This window comes from Pandoraea sp. NE5 (assembly GCF_024363545.1).
Taxonomy (GTDB): domain Bacteria; phylum Pseudomonadota; class Gammaproteobacteria; order Burkholderiales; family Burkholderiaceae; genus Pandoraea; species Pandoraea cepalis.
In genome coordinates, this window is the sequence record NZ_AP025517.1 from 2465344 (window position 1) to 2484703 (window position 19360).

Consider the following 19360-nt stretch of genomic DNA (forward strand, 5'->3'; position numbering starts at 1 on the left):
TCCGTTCAACCGCCGATGTAGGACATCTCCACTTTCGGAGGGGCGTTTTCGGGCAGGCCAGTCGCCGCCGTGCGCAAGGCGGAGTAACGGTCGGTGCGACCCTGCCAGATGTCGCCGATGACGGTCGAGATCTGCGCGTCGCTCGCGCCGTTGCGTAGCAGCGTGCGCAGGTCGTAACCGGCGCTCGCGAACAGGCATAGATACAACTTGCCTTCCGTAGACAGGCGTGCGCGCGAACAAGTGCCGCAAAAAGCGCGCGTGACCGATGAAATGACACCGACTTCGCCGCCACCGTCGCGATACTGCCAACGCTGGGCCGTCTCGCCGGGATAGTTCGGCTCGAGCGCCTCGAGCGGCAAGGCCTCGTTCAGCCGGGCGATGACGTCGGCCGACGGCAGCACTTCGTCCATCCGCCAGCCGTTCGACGTGCCGACGTCCATGTACTCGATGAACCGCAACATCACGCCGCTGCCGTGAAAATGCCGCGCCATGGGCACGATGTCGCCATCGTTGGTGCCGCGTTTGACGACCATGTTGACCTTGACCGGGCCCAGACCGACGCGTTGGGCTTGCGCAATGCCTTCCAGCACTGTGTCGACCGGAAAGTCGACATCGTTCATCTGCCGGAAAATCGTATCGTCGAGGCTATCCAGGCTGACCGTCACGCGCGTGAGCCCGGCATCCTTGAGCGATTGCGCCCGGCGCGCCAGCAGCGACCCGTTGGTGGTGAGCGTGATGTCGAGCGGTTTGCCCGACGGTGTGCGCAGGCGGGCGAGCATCTCGATCAGACGCTCGATGTGCTTGCGCAACAGCGGCTCGCCCCCCGTGAGGCGCAGCTTCTCCACGCCATGGTCGACGAACAGGCGCGCGGCCCGCTCGATTTCTTCGAACGACAGCAGGGAGGATTGCGGGAGGAATGCATAGTCCTTGCCGAACACGTCCTTCGGCATGCAGTAGACACAACGGAAGTTGCAACGATCCGTCACCGAGATTCGCAGGTCGTGCAGTGGCCGCGCCAGCGCATCTTCGAGATGGCCGGTGGCAGCGCGCACTTGCGCGGGCGCTTGCGGGGAATACGTCGCATAACGCGCGTCGCTACGCAGATCGGTAAGTCGGATGATCGTTTCGGTCATGGTAGGGCCTTGGCTTGCGTCTCCATTCTAACGAATTGGCCTGTTGGCCGCCGACGCCGACGAACTAAGCATCGGATATCGGTACCCAGGCATTCGCTGCGGGACGTCAAACCCGTTCTGAGCGTCACGATACGGGGCGGGCCGGGCGGGCACAAGTCGGGACAACGTGGGGTCGCAAGGCGAAAAGCGATCCCCAATGGCAAAAAAGGAGGCCGAAGCCTCCTTTTCCAACATCACGTCAGGCGGATGGTCGCCAGCGGAACGGGTGCCGCTGCCTGTGCGTCACGCTATGGCACGTTAGGCCACGTGATCCGACGAGCCGCGCGTTTCCACTTGCTCCATCGGGCCACTGCTGGCCGGCGTGGACGGACGGCGCTCGCGCGGCACATGCGGTGCCGGTGCAGCTTGCGCTGCGGCCTCCTTGGCGGCGCGGTGCTTGTCGGCGTCCGTGTGGACCCAGACCAGACCCACACTTGCGAGCGACGACTCCAGTTCGGTGCTTTCCAGCGCGGGCGCTACGGAGGTCGGGGCCGGCCGAGTCGTCGCGACTTCCGTCGCGGCAACGGTGGCTACCGCTGCGGTCGCTGCGGTCGGTGCCGGCGTTTGCACCGGCTTCGCCGTTTCGACCATCTCCACCGGCGTCGACGGTGCGGCGGGTGCCGTCGGCGCGGGGCTGACGTCTGCCGGGGTGCTGGCAATGGCTGCCGTGGCGGCGATCTCGGTCAGGGCCTCGGCCGGGACGGCAGGCTGCGCCGGGATCGGCGTGGCGGCAGGCAACGGCGCGCTGACCGGCGGGACCACCGGTGCGGCGACTTCCACTGCAGGCAGCGGTGCCACGTTGATCGGGGCGATCGGTTCGACGATGACCGGCGACGAGACTTCCGGCAGCGCGAACGGCGCGGCTTCGGTCACGCGTGCCACGGGGACTTCCGCCGGCTCGACGTGAACCGGGGCGGGCGTCGATTCGACCTGCACCGTCGGCACATCGGCCGCCGTGACAGTCTCTGCCGCAATGACGGGCGCTGCAGCACGAGCCGGGACATCGATCGCGGTGGTGTCGACGGCTTCGTGCGTCAACACCGGGGCGTGCACACCTTCCTCGCCGGTCGATGTTGCGCCTTCGGCCTGCTCGCCTTCGCCATGGAGTTGCTGCTCATTGGCCTCACGCTCGCGACGGCCACCGCGGCGACCGCGACGACGGCTGCGGCGGCGCTCTTCACCCCCTTGCTCGCCTTCCTCGCCCGCGAGAAGCGGTGCGCCTTCGACCTGCGCCGTCAGACGATCCTGTTCGAGATCTTCCTGCTCTGCGACGAGCGGGGCGGCTTGGGCGATGCGTTGCGGCGTGGCTTGCTGGCCGTCTTCCCCTTCGGGCTGACGACGATCACGACGCTCGTTGCGGTCGCGACGATTGCCGCGTTCGCGACCTTCGCGCGGCTCGCGACCTTCCTCGGCACGCACGTCCTGAGCCGGCTGACGCGGCTGCGCTTCGTCGCGCTCACGCTTGTCACGGCCTTCCTGACGCTCGTTGCGATCACCGCGTTCGCTGCGCTCGGCACGTTCCGGACGGGCGGCGCGACCCTCACGGCCTTCGCGACCCTCGCGACCTTCACGCGCCGGTTGGCCGGCGTTGTCCTTGCCGGACTTGCTGTCGTCGCGAGCATTGCCACGACGGTTGCGGTTTTGCTGATGCGGACGTTCGTGGCGCTCGCGCGGCGGACGAACGTTAGGCTTGGCCGGTTCTTCGACCTGAACCGGTGCCGGGGCCGCAGGCTCGAGACCCAGCAGGCGCTTCACGAAGCCGATGAAGCCACCGCTGCGTGCGGGGGCTGCCGGCGCGGGTGCGGTCGCGGCGACGGGGGCAGGGCGCGGTTGCGCGGCCGGTGCCGGCTGTTCAGGCGTAATGCCCTTGACGGCGGCTTCCTGGCGCGGGCGCACGTCTTCCTTCTTCTTGCTGTAAGCCGCCGGATCCTCTTCCAGGGCACGCGCTGCCTCTTCGGCGAGGACGTAGCTGGCCCTCGGGGTATCCAGACGCGGATCGTCGAAACGCAGGCGCTCGAGCTTGTAGTGCGGCGTTTCGAGATGCTTGTTCGGGATCAGCAGCACGCCGACCTTGAAGCGTGCCTCGATCTTGTTGATTTCCTGGCGCTTTTCGTTGAGCAGGAACGCGGAGACTTCGACCGGCACCTGGCAGTGGATGGCTGCCGTGTGCTCCTTCATCGCCTCTTCCTGGATGATGCGCAGGACTTGCAGGGCCGACGATTCAGCGTCGCGGATGTGGCCGGTGCCATTGCAGCGCGGGCAGGTCACGTGCGTGCCTTCCGACAGCGACGGACGCAGACGCTGGCGCGACAGTTCCATCAAGCCGAAACGCGAGATCTTGCCCATCTGGACGCGTGCGCGATCGTGCTTGAGCGAGTCCTTCACACGTTGTTCGACTTCACGCTGGCTCTTGGCCGACTCCATGTCGATGAAGTCGATCACGATCAGGCCGCCCAGGTCGCGCAGACGCAGCTGGCGCGCCACTTCATCGGCCGCTTCCAGGTTGGTGCGAAGCGCCGTTTCCTCGATGTCGGCGCCCTTGGTGGCGCGCGCCGAGTTCACGTCGATCGACACGAGCGCTTCGGTGTGATCGATCACGATCGCGCCGCCCGAAGGCAGCGGCACTTGGCGTGCGTACGCCGTTTCGATCTGATGCTCGATCTGGAAACGCGAGAACAGCGGCACGTCGTCGCGATATTGCTTCACGCGATTGAGGTGATCGGGCATGACCACCTGCATGAAGTTACGCGCTTGCTCGGAGATTTCTTCCGTATCGATGAGGATTTCACCGATATCGGGTTGGAAATAATCGCGGATGGCGCGAATGACGAGGCTCGACTCGAGATAGATCAGCGCCGAGTCGCGCGGCAGTTCGATGTTGGTGGCGGCGCCTTCGACGGCACGCCAGAGTTGCAGCAGGTAGTTCAAGTCCCACTGCAGCTCTTCGGCCGAGCGGCCGATGCCTGCGGTGCGGGCGATGATGCTCATGCCTTCCGGCAGTTCGAGCTGACCCATCGTCTCGCGCAGTTCCTGACGATCTTCGCCCTCGATGCGGCGCGACACGCCACCGCCACGCGGGTTGTTCGGCATCAGCACGAGGTAGCGGCCGGCCAGCGAGATGAAGGTCGTGAGGGCGGCGCCCTTGTTGCCGCGCTCTTCCTTTTCGACCTGAACGATGAGTTCCTGGCCTTCGGAGAGGGCGTCCTGGATGCGCGCATTGCGCACATCGGCACCTTCGCGGAAGTACGCGCGGGCGACTTCCTTGAACGGCAGGAAGCCGTGACGGCCTTCGCCGTAGTTGACGAAGCAGGCTTCGAGGGAGGGTTCGATACGGGTAATAATACCCTTGTAGATATTGCCTTTGCGCTGTTCGCGGCCGGCCGTCTCGATATCGATATCGATGAGTTTCTGCCCATCGACAATTGCCACGCGCAGTTCTTCCTGCTGCGTGGCGTTGAACAACATGCGTTTCATGAAAACGACTCCCACCCGCCGCAGTTGCCAATGTGCAGTGCGTCGGGCACGTATCACTCGAGTTATCCAACACGCGAGGTTCGAGCCGGGAGTGGAAGAATTGCCGGGGGGTCCGGGCGATGAGGCCAACGGACGCAATGGCGCCAGCGAATACGTTATCGCGCTCACCCGGATCCGCCGAGGCACCGGAAAATTCCGGCCCGGCGCGGATCACTTCGGGCTTGCAGTCCCTACCAAGAGATACTGGACGAGAAACTTCATCAGCGTTTTCTCGGGGCGCCTGCCGACACTTTTTCTTCTTGTGACGGCGCCTCACCAAGACTCTTGCGCGAACGATACTCAGCAAAGCGATCAGCCCAGACAATCGAACCCGGGCTGACCACCAAAAAATTCTATAACCACCAACTCTATCCGCATCCCGCGCGCTGCGACCGAAGCGGCCTATGGGCCCACTTCCTGCCGACGCTGCGTGATGTGCGTGCGCTCGCTGCTCCAGGGTCACCGGACGAGCAGCCTGCCCGGGGTGCAAGTAAAATACCGTTTTGAGGTCAGCACCGACAGAGGTGGGGATTTGGCATGATTCCCGCTACCGCCACCTCTGTTGGGCAAATTATATTCATAATGAATGAGTTAGGCAAAAATCGGCAGAAAATGGTTTCGCCGGCGTCTCCGCCGCAGGTTCGACTGGTCGAAGTCGACGACGGCTCGGCCGGCCAGCGGATCGATAATTTCCTCTTGCGCGAGTGCAAAGGCGTGCCGAAAAGTCACATTTACCGCATTTTGCGTAGCGGTGAAGTGCGCGTAAACAAAGGAAGAATAGATGCTACCTATCGCCTTGTGCTTGGCGATATCATTCGTATTCCGCCGGTTCGCGTTGCGGCGCCGGCTGCCGAAGCGCCGGCCTACGTTCCCGCCGCCACCTTCCCCGTGTTGTTCGAAGACGATTACCTCATGGCGATCGACAAGCCGGCCGGGGTGGCGGTGCATGGCGGCAGCGGCGTGTCGTTTGGGGTGATCGAGCAACTGCGCCGCGCTCTGCCGCACCTGAAGTTTCTTGAACTGGTGCACCGTCTCGACCGAGAAACATCCGGGATCCTGCTGCTCGCGAAAAAGCGCTCGGCGCTGGTCGGCATGCACGAGCAGATCCGGCACAACCGGATGGACAAGCGTTACCTGGCTTGCGTCACGGGCGAATGGCGGGACCGTCAGCGTGCGGTCAAGGCCCCACTGTATAAGTATGTGACGGCAGAGGGCGAGCGTCGCGTGCGTGTACAGGAAGACGGTCAGGCATCGCACACGGTATTTCGCATGATGGAGTCGTATCCGCCCTATACGTTGCTCGAAGCGGAACTGAAAACGGGGCGGACCCATCAGATTCGCGTTCACCTGGCGCATTGCGGTACGCCGATCGTCGGTGACGACAAGTACGGCGACTTCACGCTGAACAAGACATTGGCCCGTCCCGGCGCCCGTCCCGGCATCAAGCGGATGTTTCTGCACGCGTGGCGGCTGAAGTTCAACCATCCGGTTTTAGATACGCCGATTGCGTTGGAAGCGGCGTTACCGCCAGAATGTCAGCAATTTCTGAACCAACTTCGAGGCGCTTCTGCCGATGCCAAGCCCTGAGTTCGACCTGGTCGTGTTCGACTGGGACGGGACGTTGATGGACTCGACGCCCACCATTACCCGCTGCATCCAGGCCGCCTGCCGCGATCTGGGGCTGCCCGTGCCGTCCGACGAGATCGCGAGCCACGTGATCGGCCTCGGCCTGCGCGATGCCCTGCAAATGGCCGTGCCATCCCTTGACCCCGCGCACTATCCGCGCCTGTCTGAGCGCTATCGCTTTCATTATTTGATAGGCGACAAGGAGACCGTGTTGTTCACCGGAATCCGTGAGTTGCTCGAAGCCTTGCGCGCGCGGGGGCGTTTTCTTGCCGTGGCGACGGGCAAGTCGCGTGTCGGTCTGAACCGGGCGCTCGAAGCCGCCGGGCTGATGCGGATGTTCGACGCAACGCGTTGCGCCGATGAGACATTTTCGAAACCGCATCCAGCCATGCTGCAAGAGCTGACGCGCGAACTCGGTCAGGACCTGCGTCGCACGGTCATGATCGGCGATACCACGCACGATTTGCAGATGGCGCACAGTGCAGGAACGTCCGCCGTGGCCGTGGCTTACGGCGGTGCGCATCCGCGCGAGCAACTGGTGGCGCTGGAGCCCGCGTATTGCGCCGGGAGCGTGGCCGAGCTGCGCGACTGGCTGCTGGAGCGCGTGTGAGCGAGTCCGTCGTGCCGCTGCCGATCTGCGCGGGCGCCGCGCTCGAGGATGGGGGGCGCGGCGTGCGTTTCGAGGTATGCGTGAGCGGTCGTCGTACCCCAGCGTTCGTGATTCGCTATGGCGGGCACGTTTACGCCTATCTCAATCAGTGCGCTCATGTGCCGATGGAACTCGACTGGTCTGAGGGGCAGTTCTTCGAAACGTCCGGCTTATACTTGATGTGCGCGACGCACGGCGCAACCTATGAGCCCGATACAGGGCATTGCGTTGGCGGCCCGTGTCGCGGCGGTGCGCTGCAGCCCGTGCGCGTGGAGGAGCGCTCGGCTGACCCGAACGGGGGCGATGCCGCTCACACGACCGTCGTCTGGTGGCCCGATGCGTACATCGAAGCGCCCGGACCTTCGACACACTGACGACACGACATCCCGGTTTCAATCGCAGTTTTCGCTTTTTACCCAAAGTTCTCTGGATACTTTATGGCTGACGCCCTGCCGCCTGATTCGCCCCGCACCGAACCTGGTTTTCCTCCGCCCGGTGGGCGGTCGTCGTCGGCAGCGGGGGCCGGCGCGGGCCGCGATCCGGGCGGGGTGAAGCTCTGGGAGCGCGAAATGCTGGAAAAGGTGTTGATGGCCGGCATTCGCGAGCAACGCGCGTCGCGCCGCTGGAAAATCTTCTTCCGGCTGCTGGCGCTGGCGATCGTCGCGCTTGTCATCTGGTCGATTTCCGATTTCGATGGCGGTACGGCAACGGTCGGCGCGGGCTCCGGCAAACATACCGCGCTGGTCACGCTGAGCGGCGAGATCGCGCCCGACGGTCAGGCGAGCGCCCGGAAGATCAACGCGGCGCTCGAATCGGCTTTCGAAGACTCGTCGGCGGCGGGCGTGATTCTACGCATCAACAGCCCTGGCGGCAGCCCGGTTCAGGCCGGCATGATCTACGACGACATCATGCGTTTGCGGGCGAAGTACCCGAAGAAGCCGCTGTATGTCGTGGTCGAAGAGATTTGTGCCTCGGGCGGCTACTACGTTGCGGCGGCCGCCGACAAGATCTACGTCGACAAGGCGAGCATCGTCGGTTCCATCGGCGTGTTGATGGATGGCTTCGGTTTCACCGGGTTGATGGACAAGCTCGGCATCGAGCGGCGATTGCTGACGGCTGGGCGTAACAAGGGGTTCCTTGACCCGTTCTCGCCGCAGACGGATCAACAGAAGACGTATGCCCTCGACATGCTCGAGCAGGTCCATCAGCAGTTCATCGGCGCGGTGAAGAAGGGGCGTGGCAATCGACTGAAGGACGACCCGGATCTGTTCAGCGGCCTGTTCTGGACGGGCCAGCGTTCAATCGAGCTGGGTTTGTCGGACGGCCTCGGCACGGTCGATTCGGTGGCCCGCGACGTACTCAAGGCGCCGAATCTCGTCGACTACACCGTCAAGGAAAACTTGCCTGAGCGCGTGGCGCGACGTTTCGGTGCGGCCGTGGGTGCCGCGGCGATGAAGACGATGATGATGGGCGCGACCCTCTCGCTCAAGTAACGCCCACGCATCGCGGAACGCAAGCACGCAAGCGACAACGCCACGGAAGATCTCCGTGGCGTTGTCTTTTGCTGAGGCCGATAGCGGGCGTTACTGGCCCAGAAATAGGAAAATGGCGGGGCGCTTGTGCAGATCGATACGCGCCTGAGGCCATCCCTGGATCCGATGCGTGACAATCTGCTCGCCGTCCTGCGTGACGTCGACCGCGACGCACAGCAGGGTGGAGGCGTCGCAGGTCTGCAGTAGCGCATCGAGCATGGCCTTGTTGCGATAGGGCGTCTCGATGAAGATTTGCGTCTGCTTCTCCTTGCGCGAGCGTTGTTCGAGTTCGCGCAAGCGCTTCGCTCGATCGGCCGCGTCCGTCGGCAGGTAGCCGTGGAAGGCGAAACTCTGCCCGTTCAGTCCGCTGGCCATCAAGGCGAGCAGGATCGAACTCGGGCCGACGAACGGCACCACGCGCACCCCTTTCTCGTGCGCCCTTCGCACCAGCAGCGCACCCGGGTCCGCCACGGCCGGGCAGCCGGCCTCCGAGACGAGGCCGCCATCGGCACCGGCAAGCATCGGCGCGAGGAGCGCATCGATGGCCGCTGCCGGCGTGTTGACGTTCAACTCGCGAATGTCGATTTCCTGAATCGGCGTGGACACCCCGACCAATTTGAGGAATGCTCGCGTGCTCTTGGCCTGTTCGCCGACAAAATACGTCAGACCGGCCGTCACGTTGCGGACGTCTTCAGGCAGTACCGCCGGCAGGCCGCCGCGGGTGTTCGTGCCAAGCGTATTCGGGATCAGATACAGCGTGCCGCTCATGCTGGCGCTCCTGTTGCGTCGGGGCCGGGGCCTGGCAGGCGAATGCCGGTGTTCATCAACATGGTCGTGAGCGCAATCAGCGGCAAGCCGATGAGCGCGGTCGGGTCGTCATTCTCGATGGTTTCGAGCAGCATGATGCCCAGTCCTTCGGATTTGGCGGCGCCGGCGCAGTCGTAGGGTGTCTCGGCATGAAGATAGGCGGCGAGCACCTCGTCGGGCAGATTGCGGAACTTCACCCGTGTCACGACATCTTTGGCCTGACTTTCGCCGTTGCGGGCATCGTGCACGCACAGGGCGGAGTGAAACTCGACGACCTTGCCGCGCATGTCGCGCAACTGTGTCATGGCGTTCTCGAAATTGCCGGGTTTGCCGATCTGGCGGCCTTCGAACGTGGCGACCTGGTCGGCGCCGATGACGATGGCGCCCGGTCGGCGCCCAGCCACCGCCCGGGCCTTCTGACGGGCCAGGCGCAGCGAGGTATCGTGCGGCGTCTCGCCGGGGACGGGCGTTTCGTCGATGTCCGGGACGTCGACCGTAAAGGGCACGCGCAGGCGCTCGAGCAACTCACGTCGATAGCGCGATCCGGAGGCCAGGATCATGGGTGGCGGGGGATGTGCGGTCATCAGGTTTAAGTGTTTGACGAGAAACGAAAAACTATTTAGAATTCACGGCTTTTGCAATCTGGCGCTCGGTCCCGCCAGTCTGCGCGGTACGGGTCCAAACGTCCGGAAACGGTGTTGGATCAAGGCGCTGCGGGTGGCAGGGGACGTTGAAAACGCGCTCAGATGCGCCAAAGGCAAGGATGAGCGTGATGAACGAATATATCGTCGATCTGTTCGAATTCGCGCGTACCGGCCGGGTGGCGGAAGGTGACGTGCAACTTGCGGCATTGCCGCGCATGGTAACCGAAGTGCCTGCCGAAGTCTCGGCGTCGGGGCGCGCCCAGGGCGTGTTCCACTGGCGCGCCGCAGGCGTCGAGAAGCAGGTGCTGCGTGCCGACGGGAAGCCTGCGGTGGCGCAGTTCCTGACGCTGTCGGTCGAAGGCCCGATGTGGCTCGAATGCCAGCGATGCCTTACGCCGTACCAGGAGCCGCTCGATTCGGAGACGACCTTCGAGGTTGTGCGTGACGAAGCGGCCGCGGAAGCCCGGCCCCTCGATGAAGATGAGTTCGAGGCGTTGGTCGGCTCCAAACATTTCGATTTGCGCGAGCTGATCGAGGAAGAATTGCTGTTGGCTTTGCCGATCGTGCCCAAGCACGAGGTGTGTCCGACTGTGCACGAAAGCCTGGCCACGGGCGACGACGGGTTGACCGAACCTGCCCCGCCGCCCGAAGAAGAGGATAAGCCGTCTCCGTTCGCGGCGCTGGCAGCGCTCAAGCGCTCGCCGGACAAGGACGGAAAGTAACGTGCGGCCGGGTCTCCGGCGCACCAAAGTACAAGTTTGCGTTAGTCGCACAGGTCGGGCCGACAGGCCGACACCGTAGGGCGGCGCTCGAACTGTGTTAAAATTTCGCGATATTTTGAGGAGTTATCATGGCCGTTCAACAGAACAAGAAGTCGCCGTCGAAGCGCGGCATGCACCGTTCGCACGATTTCCTGACCGCGCCGGCGACTGCCGTCGAGCCGACGTCGGGTGAGACGCATATGCGTCACCACATCTCGCCGAACGGTTTCTACCGTGGTCGCAAGGTCATCAAGACCAAGAACGACTAACTCGGCCCTCCAGACGATACGCGCCCATCATGGCGCTGTTTGATCGTCCGATGTGGCAAAAGCGGCACTCATCCTGCCGCTTTTTTTGTTACCTGTACCGCAAGCCAATCACGTCGACATGACAGTCACCCTGACGATCGATTGCATGGGCGGAGATCACGGCCCATCGGTGACGGTGCCGGCCGCGGTTCGCTTCGTGCAGTCCACCGACGATGTCGAACTTGTGCTGGTCGGACAGCAGGAGGTCATTAACGCGCAACTCGCAAAGTTGCGCGCGACGGATCACCCGCGCCTGTCCGTGGTCAACGCGACCGAAGTTGTCGCGATGGACGACTCCGTCGAGACCGCCCTGCGCAGGAAGAAAGACTCCTCGATGCGTGTGGCGCTCAACCTGGTCAAGGACGCGCGCGCGCAAGCCTGCGTATCCGCCGGCAATACCGGCGCATTGATGGCCGTCTCGCGCTATGTGCTCAAGACGCTGCCGGGCATCGAGCGGCCCGCCATCGCCACCGTGCTGCCGAACCAGAAGGGCGGTTACACCACGATGCTCGATCTCGGCGCGAACGTCGATTGCGAGCCGACCCATTTGCTGCAATTCGCCGAGATGGGTCATGCGCTCGTCGCGGCGGTCGATGGCAAGGAGCGTCCGTCGATCGGCCTGCTTAATATTGGCGAAGAAGTCATCAAGGGCAACGACGTCATCCGGCAGGCCGGCGAGCTGTTGCGCGGCTCCACGCTGAACTTCTACGGCAACGTGGAGGGCAACGATATCTATCGCGGCACGACCGACATCGTCGTGTGCGACGGTTTCGTGGGCAATGTTGCCCTCAAGACTTCCGAAGGCCTGGCACAAATGCTCGGCGACATGATCCGCGAAGAATTCACCCGTACGTGGTGGACGAAGGTGATCGCTGTCGTTGCGCTGCCGATTCTCTCCCGCTTCAAAAGCCGCGTCGATCATCGCCGTTACAACGGGGCAGCATTGCTCGGGTTGCGTGCGCTCGTGATCAAGAGCCATGGCTCCGCCGATGCCTACTCGTTTGAATGGGCCATCAAACGCGGCTATGATGCAGTTCGCAACGGCGTGCTCGACCGTTTGTCGCGCGCCATGCATGAGAATCAGACCCAGCTCCAGGACAACAAGCCGGTGGGCGCCATTCCGGCGCTCTGACGCCGGCGGCCTCGCTCCGGCGCTCTAACCGATCATAAGATGACTCAGTCCGCGATTCATTCCCGCGTCGTTGGTACCGGCAGCTACCTGCCGGCGCGCCGCGTGACCAATCAGCAGTTGGCCGACGAGCTGGCCACCCGTGGCATCGAGACGAGCGACGAGTGGATCGTTGCTCGCACCGGTATCCAGGCCCGCCATTTCGCCGCGCCCGATCAAACGAGCAGCGACATGGCGGTGGAAGCCGCCAGGCGCGCGCTCGACATGGCCGGCTTGAGCGCCAACCAGCTCGACCTCATCATCGTCGCCACGTCGACGCCGGATTTCGTGTTCCCGAGCACCGCCTGCCTCGTGCAGAACAAGCTCGGTATCGACAACGGCTGCGCGGCGTTCGACATTCAGGCGGTTTGCTCCGGCTTTGCCTACGCCATGGCGACGGCCGACAACTTCATTCGCACCGGTGCGTACCGCAACGTCCTCGTGATCGGTGCCGAGACCTTCTCGCGCATTCTCGATTTCACGGACCGCACGACCTGCGTGCTGTTCGGCGACGGTGCGGGCGCGGTCGTGTTGCAGGCGTCCAGCGAGCCGGGCATTCTGGCGAGCGCGCTGCATGCGGACGGCAGCCACGCGAACATTCTGTGCGTGCCGGGCAATGTGAGCGGCGGCGCGGTGCAGGGTGAAGCGTTCCTCTATATGGACGGCCAGGCCGTGTTCAAGCTGGCGGTGCGCGTGCTGGAAAAAGTGGCCAACGAGGCCCTTGAGAAGGCCGGTTTGGCGGCGTCGGCGATCGACTGGCTGATTCCTCATCAGGCCAACCTGCGCATCATGACGAGCACGGCCCGCAAGCTCGGACTGCCGGAAGAGAAGATGGTCGTGACCGTCGACCAACATGGCAATACGTCGGCCGCGTCGATTCCGCTGGCGCTCGACGTCGCGGTTCGTGACGGGCGCATCAAGCCGGGCCAGAACGTCATGATCGAAGGCGTGGGCGGCGGCTTTACGTGGGGCGCCGTGCTGTTCCGCATGTAAGTGGACCCGGCGCCAAGGCGCCACGCGGACCTGACGGTGGGCCTTCGGGGCGCCGCGTGGGGCGGCGCGCCCCACGCCGCCAGGTCGGTGCGCGACAGGGGGCCGCAATGTTTCTGAATCTGACTGCAAAACCAGGCGCTATGACATTCGCTTTCGTTTTCCCGGGACAAGGTTCCCAATCGGTGGGCATGCTCGATGCCTTCGCGGACAACGCGGTAGTGCGCGAGACCCTTGCCGAAGCTTCGGATGCCCTTGGGCAGGATATGGCCAAGCTGATCGCCGCCGGCCCGGCCGAAGACCTCAATCTGACGACCAACACTCAGCCGGTGATGCTCACCGCCGCCTACGCGATGTACCGCGCATGGTTGGCCGAGGGCGGTGCCAAGCCCGCGTTCGTTGCGGGCCACAGCCTCGGTGAATACACGGCGCTGGTCGCCGCGGGCGTCATCGCGTTCAAGGATGCCGTGCCGCTCGTGCGTTTTCGCGCGCAAGCGATGCAGGAGGCCGTGCCCGTCGGGCAAGGGGGCATGGCGGCCATTCTGGGGCTGGATGACGACACCGTTCGCAACGTCTGCGCCGAAGCATCGGCCGCGGGCGTCGTCGAGGCCGTCAATTTCAATGCTCCGGCACAGGTCGTGATTGCCGGCGCGAAGGCGGGCGTGGAAAAAGCCTGCGAACTGGCGAAGGCCGCCGGGGCAAAGCGCGCGCTCGTGCTGCCGGTGTCGGCGCCGTTCCACTCGTCGCTGCTCAAGCCGGCGTCGGATCGTCTGCGCGAATATCTGGCCGACGTGACGTTCAGCGCGCCGCAGATTCCGCTCGTCAACAACGTCGATGTCGCCGTCGAAACCGACGTGGCGCGCATCAAGGAGGCGTTGGTGCGTCAGGCCGCGGCGCCGGTGCGCTGGGTCGAATCGGTCAAATGGCTCGCGGCGCAGGGGGTGACCCAAGTCGTTGAATGTGGTCCGGGCAAGGTGCTGAGCGGCCTGACCAAGCGCATCGACGGCACGCTCACCGGGCTCGCGATCACCGATCCGGCGTCGCTCGGCGACGTGCGCGCGCAACTCTCGTAAGACACAGTCAAGGGTATTTCTCTCATGAGCAAGCAACTCGATAACCACGTGGCGCTGGTGACCGGCGCTTCGCGCGGCATCGGTCGTGCCATTGCCCTCGAACTCGCTCGCCAGGGGGCGACGGTTGTGGGCACCGCCACCAGCGAAGCCGGCGCGCAGGGCATTACCGCGTATTTCAGCGAGGCCGGTGTGACGGGCAAGGGCATCGTCCTGAATGTGACCGATGCCGAAGGCGTGGCTGCGGCACTCGACGACATCCTCAAGCAGTACGGCAAGCTCGACGTCCTCGTCAATAACGCCGGCATCACGCGCGATAATCTCGCCATGCGGATGAAGGACGACGAGTGGGACGACGTGATCGACACGAACCTCAAGGCGATCTTCCGTCTGTCGCGAGCGGTCATCAAGCCGATGATGAAGGCGCGCAGCGGCCGCATCATCAACGTGACGTCGGTCGTCGGCTCGGCGGGCAACCCGGGCCAGGCCAATTACGCGGCCGCCAAGGCGGGCGTTGCCGGGATGGCCCGTTCGCTGGCCGCTGAGATCGGCAGCCGAAACATCACCGTCAACTGTGTCGCCCCGGGCTTCATCGACACCGATATGACCAAGGCGCTGGGCGAAGCGCAGCACGAGGCGCTCAAGGCACGGATTCCGCTGGGCCGCCTCGGTGCGCCGGAAGACATCGCCAACGCCGTGGCGTTTCTCGCGTCGCCGCAGGCGGGTTACATCACCGGGACGACGCTGCACGTGAACGGTGGCATGTTCATGAATTAAGGGAATTTCGTCGGAATTGTGCTAATAATGCGCAATTTTGAGCGATATTGAACATTATTTGGCGCAGGCTAACTTTGCTTGGCAAACCTGTTAAAATGCGCGCACTTGTCTGAACTAACTACCCCGGAGGGTTTGAATGGATAACATTGAGCAACGCGTCAAGAAGATCGTCGCCGAACAACTTGGTGTGAACGAAGCTGACGTCAAGAACGAATCCAGCTTTGTGAACGATCTCGGCGCCGACTCGCTCGACACGGTTGAGCTGGTGATGGCACTGGAAGAAGAGTTCGAGACGGAAATCCCGGACGAGCAAGCTGAAAAGATCACCACGGTGCAGCAAGCCATCGATTACGTTCAAGGCAATTCCAAGGCCTAAGAGGCCCGCGGAGGATCGCCTGGACGGCCGGGGTGCCGACCGGTTCCCGGCGCCAGGCATGCCTGTCAGCCGCAGGGAGCACAGGGTCGAACCCTGTCGCCTCTGTGGCTTTTGTTTTGTAAGACCCAGCAGAAGAAGGGGAGTATCGTGAGTCGTCGTCGCGTCGTCATTACCGGTCTGGGCCTGATCTCGCCGGTCGGCAACACTGTTGCCGAGGGTTGGGAGAATCTGGTCGCAGGCCGTTCGGGCATCGCCAACATCACGAAGTTCGATGCGAGCGAATTCAAGGTGCAATTCGCCGGCGAAGTCAAAAACTTCGAGACCGAGAAGTATCTGTCGGCCAAAGAAGCGCGCCGCATGGATACCTTTATCCATTACGGCCTCGCCGCAGGCATTCAGGCGTTCGAAGACAGTGGCCTCGCCGTCACCGAAGCGAACGCGGAACGTATTGGCGTGCTGGTCGGTTCGGGCATTGGCGGTCTGCCGATGATCGAAGACACGCATGACGATTTGCTCAAAGGCGGCCCGCGCAAGATTTCCCCGTTCTTCGTGCCGGGCTCGATCATCAACATGATCTCGGGCCACCTGTCGATCAAGTACGGCCTGAAGGGGCCGAACCTGGCGATCGTTACCGCCTGCACGACCGGTCTTCACTGTATCGGTCAGGCCGCGCGCATGATCCAGTACGGCGACGCGGATGCGGTGCTTGCCGGTGGTGCAGAATCGACGGTGTCGCCGCTGGGGATTGGCGGTTTTGCCGCGATGACCGCGCTGTCCACGCGCAACGACGATCCGGCGACGGCCAGCCGTCCGTGGGACAAGGATCGCGACGGCTTCGTGCTGGGCGAAGGCGCCGGCGTGATGATGGTCGAAGAGTACGAGCACGCCAAGGCGCGCGGCGCGAAGATTTACGCCGAGCTGACGGGCTTCGGCATGAGCGCCGACGCGTATCACATGACGGCCCCGTGCGAAGACGGCGACGGCGCGCTGCGCGCCATGACCAACGCGCTGCGCGATGCCGGCATCAATGCCGATACCGTGAACTATGTGAATGCGCACGGCACGTCGACCCCGCTGGGCGATATCGCCGAGACGGTTGCCGTCAAGCGCCTGATGGGCGATGCCGCCAGGAACGTCGTGGTGAACTCGACCAAGTCGATGACCGGTCACCTGTTGGGTGGCGCGGGCGGCCTGGAGTCGGTGTTTACCGTGCTGGCCGTTCATCATCAGAAGTCGCCGCCGACGATCAACATCTTCAATCAGGACCCCGCTTGCGACCTGGATTACTGCGCAAACGTGGCGCGCGATCTGAAAATTGACGTCGCATTGAAGAACTCTTTCGGATTCGGCGGGACTAACGGCACGCTGGTCTTCCAGCGAGTCTAAGTTCGCGGGACGCCGCGCAGGCGTCCCGTTCCGCTGACCCACGCTCCGGTGAGTGTGCCCGGGCGTGCGGCGTAACAGACACTTCCCGCCGCGGTGGCCCGTGCTGCCGTGGAGCCATCAGGCCCGACCGGGGCCTGGCCGCCAGAGAAAATACGGATCCCAATCAGGTGAGTGAACGAGAAATCGACCAGGCGCTCGTCGAGCGCGTGCAAAAAGGCGACAAAGCCGCCTTCGAGCTGCTGGTCGCGAAATATCACCGCAAGATCATCCGCCTCGTATCGCGGCTCGTGCGCGACGCCGCCGAGGTCGAGGATGTGACGCAGGAGGCCTTTATCAAGGCCTACCGTGCCTTGCCGCAGTTTCGCGGCGAGTCGGCGTTCTATACCTGGCTGTATCGTATTGCTGTCAACACGGCAAAGAACCACCTGGCAACGCAGGGACGCCGTGCACCGACTTCGACTGAAGCGAACGCTGAAGAAGCGGAAACTTTTGCCGAGGCTGATCAACTAAGGGATATCAACACGCCTGAGTCGTTGCTGATGAGCAAGCAGATTGCTCAAACGGTCAACGCGGCGATGGAGGCTTTGCCCGATGAGCTTCGAACGGCCATTACCCTGCGGGAAATCGAGGGGTTGAGCTACGAAGAGATCGCCGAAGCCATGGGGTGCCCGATCGGAACGGTCCGTTCGCGAATTTTCCGGGCGCGTGAAGCGATTGCCAGCCGGCTCAGGCCGCTGCTGGACACGCCTGACGGCAAGCGCTGGTGAGCGCGCCGCCGGGGAAGTTATTTTCGTTAGGGGATATCATGGGATCAGCGACGGTGCAAACGCAGCGGGGGCTGCAAGCCGAGCGAATTTCCGCGTTGGTGGACGGGGAATTCGATTCGGACGAGCTGGCTGCCCTGCTGGATGAGGCTGACGCTTCCGGCCGGCCTTTGTGGGACGACTACCACCTGATTGGAGACGCCTTGCGTTCCGATGAGTTGACGTTGCCGCGATCGGAGTCGGCCTTCATGGCGGCCTTCTCGGCGCGCCTCGAAACCGAGCCTCACCTCCTCGCGCCGGCCGCACTGGTCGATGCCCAGGCAAGCGCCGCACAGGGCGCCAAGACCGCGGGCTCGCGCGTCACCCGTATCAATCCGTTCCTGCGCGTACGCCGCGTGCTGCCAACGGCGGCTGCCGCGGCGGCCGTGGCGGCGCTGTCATGGGTCGTGGTGCCGCGTCTACAGGATCACCCAGCCGGCGGCACGCAGCCGCAGGTGTTGGCTCAGGCCGCAACGCCGGCCGCCGGGGGCAGTAACCTCACGCGCGTTACGCTGTCGCAACCGTCGCAAGCCGCCGTGGCGGCCAACGGCGCGAGTGCGGGGGCGCCGAACGATCTGATCGTGCTGCGCGATGCGCGGCTTGACCAGTATCTGGCGGCACATCAGCAATATGCCCCGACGCCGATCGGCCAGGGCGTTTCCCCTTATATGCGAGCCTCGGCGCAAGCGGACGAATAAATGCAGCGCCTGAGTATCGAATCCTTGCCACGTGCGCCCATCGGGCGCACCTTCTTCCTGTTCGCCTTGCTGCTGGCGACCACGCTGCAATCGCAGGCGTGGGCCCAGGCTTCCGCGCCGACGAACGACCCGCTGATCGAGCGGCGCGAAGTCGGCGCGTGGCTCAACAAGATCCATCGCGCGGCGCAGACGCAAAACTACATCGGTACATTCGTTTATCAGCGTGGTTCGACCATGCGCTCTTCGAAGATCAGTCACTTCGCCGAGAAGGGTAACGAGTACGAAGCGCTCGAGACGCTGGACGGACGTCAGCGCCGCATTCTTCGGCAGAACGACGATGTCTACACGCTCATTCCCGAGCAGAAGACCGTGTTTCTGGAAAAGCGCGAGAGCAAGGACTCGTTCCCTGCCTTGCTCGCCACGCCCAATCGCGATGTGCTCGACTATTACGCACCGAAGCTGCTGCCGAATGAGCGCATGGCGGGCTTTGACTGCATGGTGATCGAACTCACGCCAAAGGACGAGTACCGCTTCGGCTACCGGCTGTGGGCCGATCGCAACACCGGCCTGTTGCTGCGCGCACAGACCCTCGATGCCGAAGGCCATTTGCTCGAGCAGGCGGCGTTCTCGCAGATCTCGATCGGTGTGCCGAGTGAGAAGGCGCGCATCGTGCACGCCATTCAGGCAACGCATGGCTGGCATGTCATCAAGCCGCAAATCGTACCGATGCATCTGTCCGATGCCGGCTGGAGCATCGACGTCGACAAGAAGGTGCCGGGGTTCAAGGCGGTGCGCGAAGTGCGTCGCACCATGCGATCGACGGCCGACGGCAAACCGTTGGAAGTCCAGCAGGTGGTATATTCAGACGGCATGGCCGGACTTTCGGTATTTATCGAACCGGCCACGCGAGAGCGCAAGGAAGGCCACGGCAGCGCCGGCGCGACGAATATTCTCATCAAGCGCTTTGGTGACTACTGGCTGACCTTGCTTGGCGAAGTGCCGCAGGCAACCTTGCAGCAGTTTGCTTCCAGTATCGAGTACAAACAGCCGGCGAAGTGACCGGCTGTCGGGTGGGCCGCG

19 protein-coding genes are annotated in these 19360 nt (G+C 63.6%); 15 read left to right on the forward strand and 4 right to left on the reverse strand.

Annotated elements, in window-relative coordinates; genetic code table 11:
* Positions 1–5: 5 nt before the first annotated feature.
* On the reverse strand, positions 6–1133 hold the full coding sequence (moaA, locus tag PanNE5_RS11300; RefSeq protein WP_017232491.1) for a GTP 3',8-cyclase MoaA: 1128 nt from the start codon (positions 1131–1133) through the stop codon (positions 6–8).
* 297 nt (positions 1134–1430) lie between these two features.
* Complete coding sequence (locus tag PanNE5_RS11305) at positions 1431–4646, reverse strand: ribonuclease E/G (RefSeq protein WP_261939769.1); 3216 nt, start codon at positions 4644–4646, stop codon at positions 1431–1433.
* Between the two features lie 621 nt (positions 4647–5267).
* Between PanNE5_RS11305 and PanNE5_RS11310 the strand changes: the two genes are divergently transcribed.
* The 4 genes from PanNE5_RS11310 to PanNE5_RS11325 all read left to right on the forward strand — a co-directional run bounded on the left by PanNE5_RS11310 (position 5268) and on the right by PanNE5_RS11325 (position 8453).
* Entirely contained in the window at positions 5268–6272 is a 1005-nt protein-coding gene (locus PanNE5_RS11310; RefSeq protein WP_026131693.1) for an RluA family pseudouridine synthase, read from the forward strand.
* A complete protein-coding gene (locus PanNE5_RS11315) occupies positions 6259–6921 on the forward strand; it encodes an HAD family hydrolase (RefSeq protein WP_017232494.1) in 663 nt (220 codons plus the stop codon). Before PanNE5_RS11310 ends, PanNE5_RS11315 begins: the two co-directional genes overlap by 14 nt.
* On the forward strand, positions 6918–7334 hold the full coding sequence (locus tag PanNE5_RS11320; protein WP_017232495.1) for a Rieske (2Fe-2S) protein: 417 nt from the start codon (positions 6918–6920) through the stop codon (positions 7332–7334). The genes PanNE5_RS11315 and PanNE5_RS11320 overlap by 4 nt, the downstream gene beginning before the upstream one ends.
* A 63-nt stretch (positions 7335–7397) precedes the next feature.
* A complete protein-coding gene (locus tag PanNE5_RS11325) occupies positions 7398–8453 on the forward strand; it encodes a S49 family peptidase (RefSeq protein ID WP_261939770.1) in 1056 nt (351 codons plus the stop codon).
* A 90-nt stretch (positions 8454–8543) separates the two neighbouring features.
* Here PanNE5_RS11325 and PanNE5_RS11330 read toward each other — a convergent pair whose 3' ends face one another.
* Together PanNE5_RS11330 and PanNE5_RS11335 are read right to left on the reverse strand one after the other, a co-directional pair.
* Positions 8544–9260: an SAM-dependent methyltransferase gene (locus PanNE5_RS11330; RefSeq protein ID WP_150563692.1), complete on the reverse strand. Its 717-nt coding sequence runs from the start codon at positions 9258–9260 to the stop codon at positions 8544–8546.
* Entirely contained in the window at positions 9257–9883 is a 627-nt protein-coding gene (locus tag PanNE5_RS11335; RefSeq protein ID WP_026131694.1) for a Maf-like protein, read from the reverse strand. Before PanNE5_RS11335 ends, PanNE5_RS11330 begins: the two co-directional genes overlap by 4 nt.
* A gap of 179 nt (positions 9884–10062) precedes the next feature.
* Between PanNE5_RS11335 and PanNE5_RS11340 the strand changes: the two genes are divergently transcribed.
* The 11 genes from PanNE5_RS11340 to PanNE5_RS11390 all read left to right on the forward strand — a co-directional run bounded on the left by PanNE5_RS11340 (position 10063) and on the right by PanNE5_RS11390 (position 19339).
* Entirely contained in the window at positions 10063–10665 is a 603-nt protein-coding gene (locus PanNE5_RS11340) for a YceD family protein (protein WP_017232499.1), read from the forward strand.
* 128 nt (positions 10666–10793) lie between these two features.
* Positions 10794–10973 (forward strand): 50S ribosomal protein L32, encoded by a 180-nt coding sequence (gene rpmF, locus PanNE5_RS11345; RefSeq protein ID WP_017232500.1) that lies wholly within the window; start codon positions 10794–10796, stop codon positions 10971–10973.
* Between the two features lie 118 nt (positions 10974–11091).
* On the forward strand, positions 11092–12144 hold the full coding sequence (gene plsX / locus PanNE5_RS11350; protein WP_051060079.1) for a phosphate acyltransferase PlsX: 1053 nt from the start codon (positions 11092–11094) through the stop codon (positions 12142–12144).
* Between the two features lie 39 nt (positions 12145–12183).
* A complete protein-coding gene (locus PanNE5_RS11355) occupies positions 12184–13173 on the forward strand; it encodes a beta-ketoacyl-ACP synthase III (protein WP_017232502.1) in 990 nt (329 codons plus the stop codon).
* Between the two features lie 140 nt (positions 13174–13313).
* Positions 13314–14243, forward strand: a complete 930-nt coding sequence (fabD, locus tag PanNE5_RS11360) for an ACP S-malonyltransferase (protein ID WP_017232503.1) — start codon at positions 13314–13316, stop codon at positions 14241–14243.
* A 24-nt stretch (positions 14244–14267) separates the two neighbouring features.
* Positions 14268–15017, forward strand: a complete 750-nt coding sequence (gene fabG / locus PanNE5_RS11365) for a 3-oxoacyl-ACP reductase FabG (RefSeq protein ID WP_017232504.1) — start codon at positions 14268–14270, stop codon at positions 15015–15017.
* Positions 15018–15153: 136 nt separating this feature from the next.
* Positions 15154–15393, forward strand: coding sequence for an acyl carrier protein (acpP, locus tag PanNE5_RS11370; protein WP_017232505.1), 240 nt, complete (start codon positions 15154–15156; stop codon positions 15391–15393).
* A 147-nt stretch (positions 15394–15540) separates the two neighbouring features.
* Entirely contained in the window at positions 15541–16779 is a 1239-nt protein-coding gene (gene fabF / locus PanNE5_RS11375) for a beta-ketoacyl-ACP synthase II (RefSeq protein ID WP_017232506.1), read from the forward strand.
* A gap of 167 nt (positions 16780–16946) precedes the next feature.
* Positions 16947–17546 carry an RNA polymerase sigma factor RpoE gene (rpoE, locus tag PanNE5_RS11380; RefSeq protein ID WP_017232507.1) on the forward strand — a complete coding sequence of 200 codons (600 nt, stop codon included), beginning with the start codon at positions 16947–16949 and terminating at the stop codon, positions 17544–17546.
* Positions 17547–17584: 38 nt separating this feature from the next.
* Positions 17585–18280: a sigma-E factor negative regulatory protein gene (locus PanNE5_RS11385; protein WP_261939771.1), complete on the forward strand. Its 696-nt coding sequence runs from the start codon at positions 17585–17587 to the stop codon at positions 18278–18280.
* Entirely contained in the window at positions 18281–19339 is a 1059-nt protein-coding gene (locus PanNE5_RS11390) for a MucB/RseB C-terminal domain-containing protein (RefSeq protein WP_017232509.1), read from the forward strand.
* Positions 19340–19360: the final 21 nt, after the last annotated feature.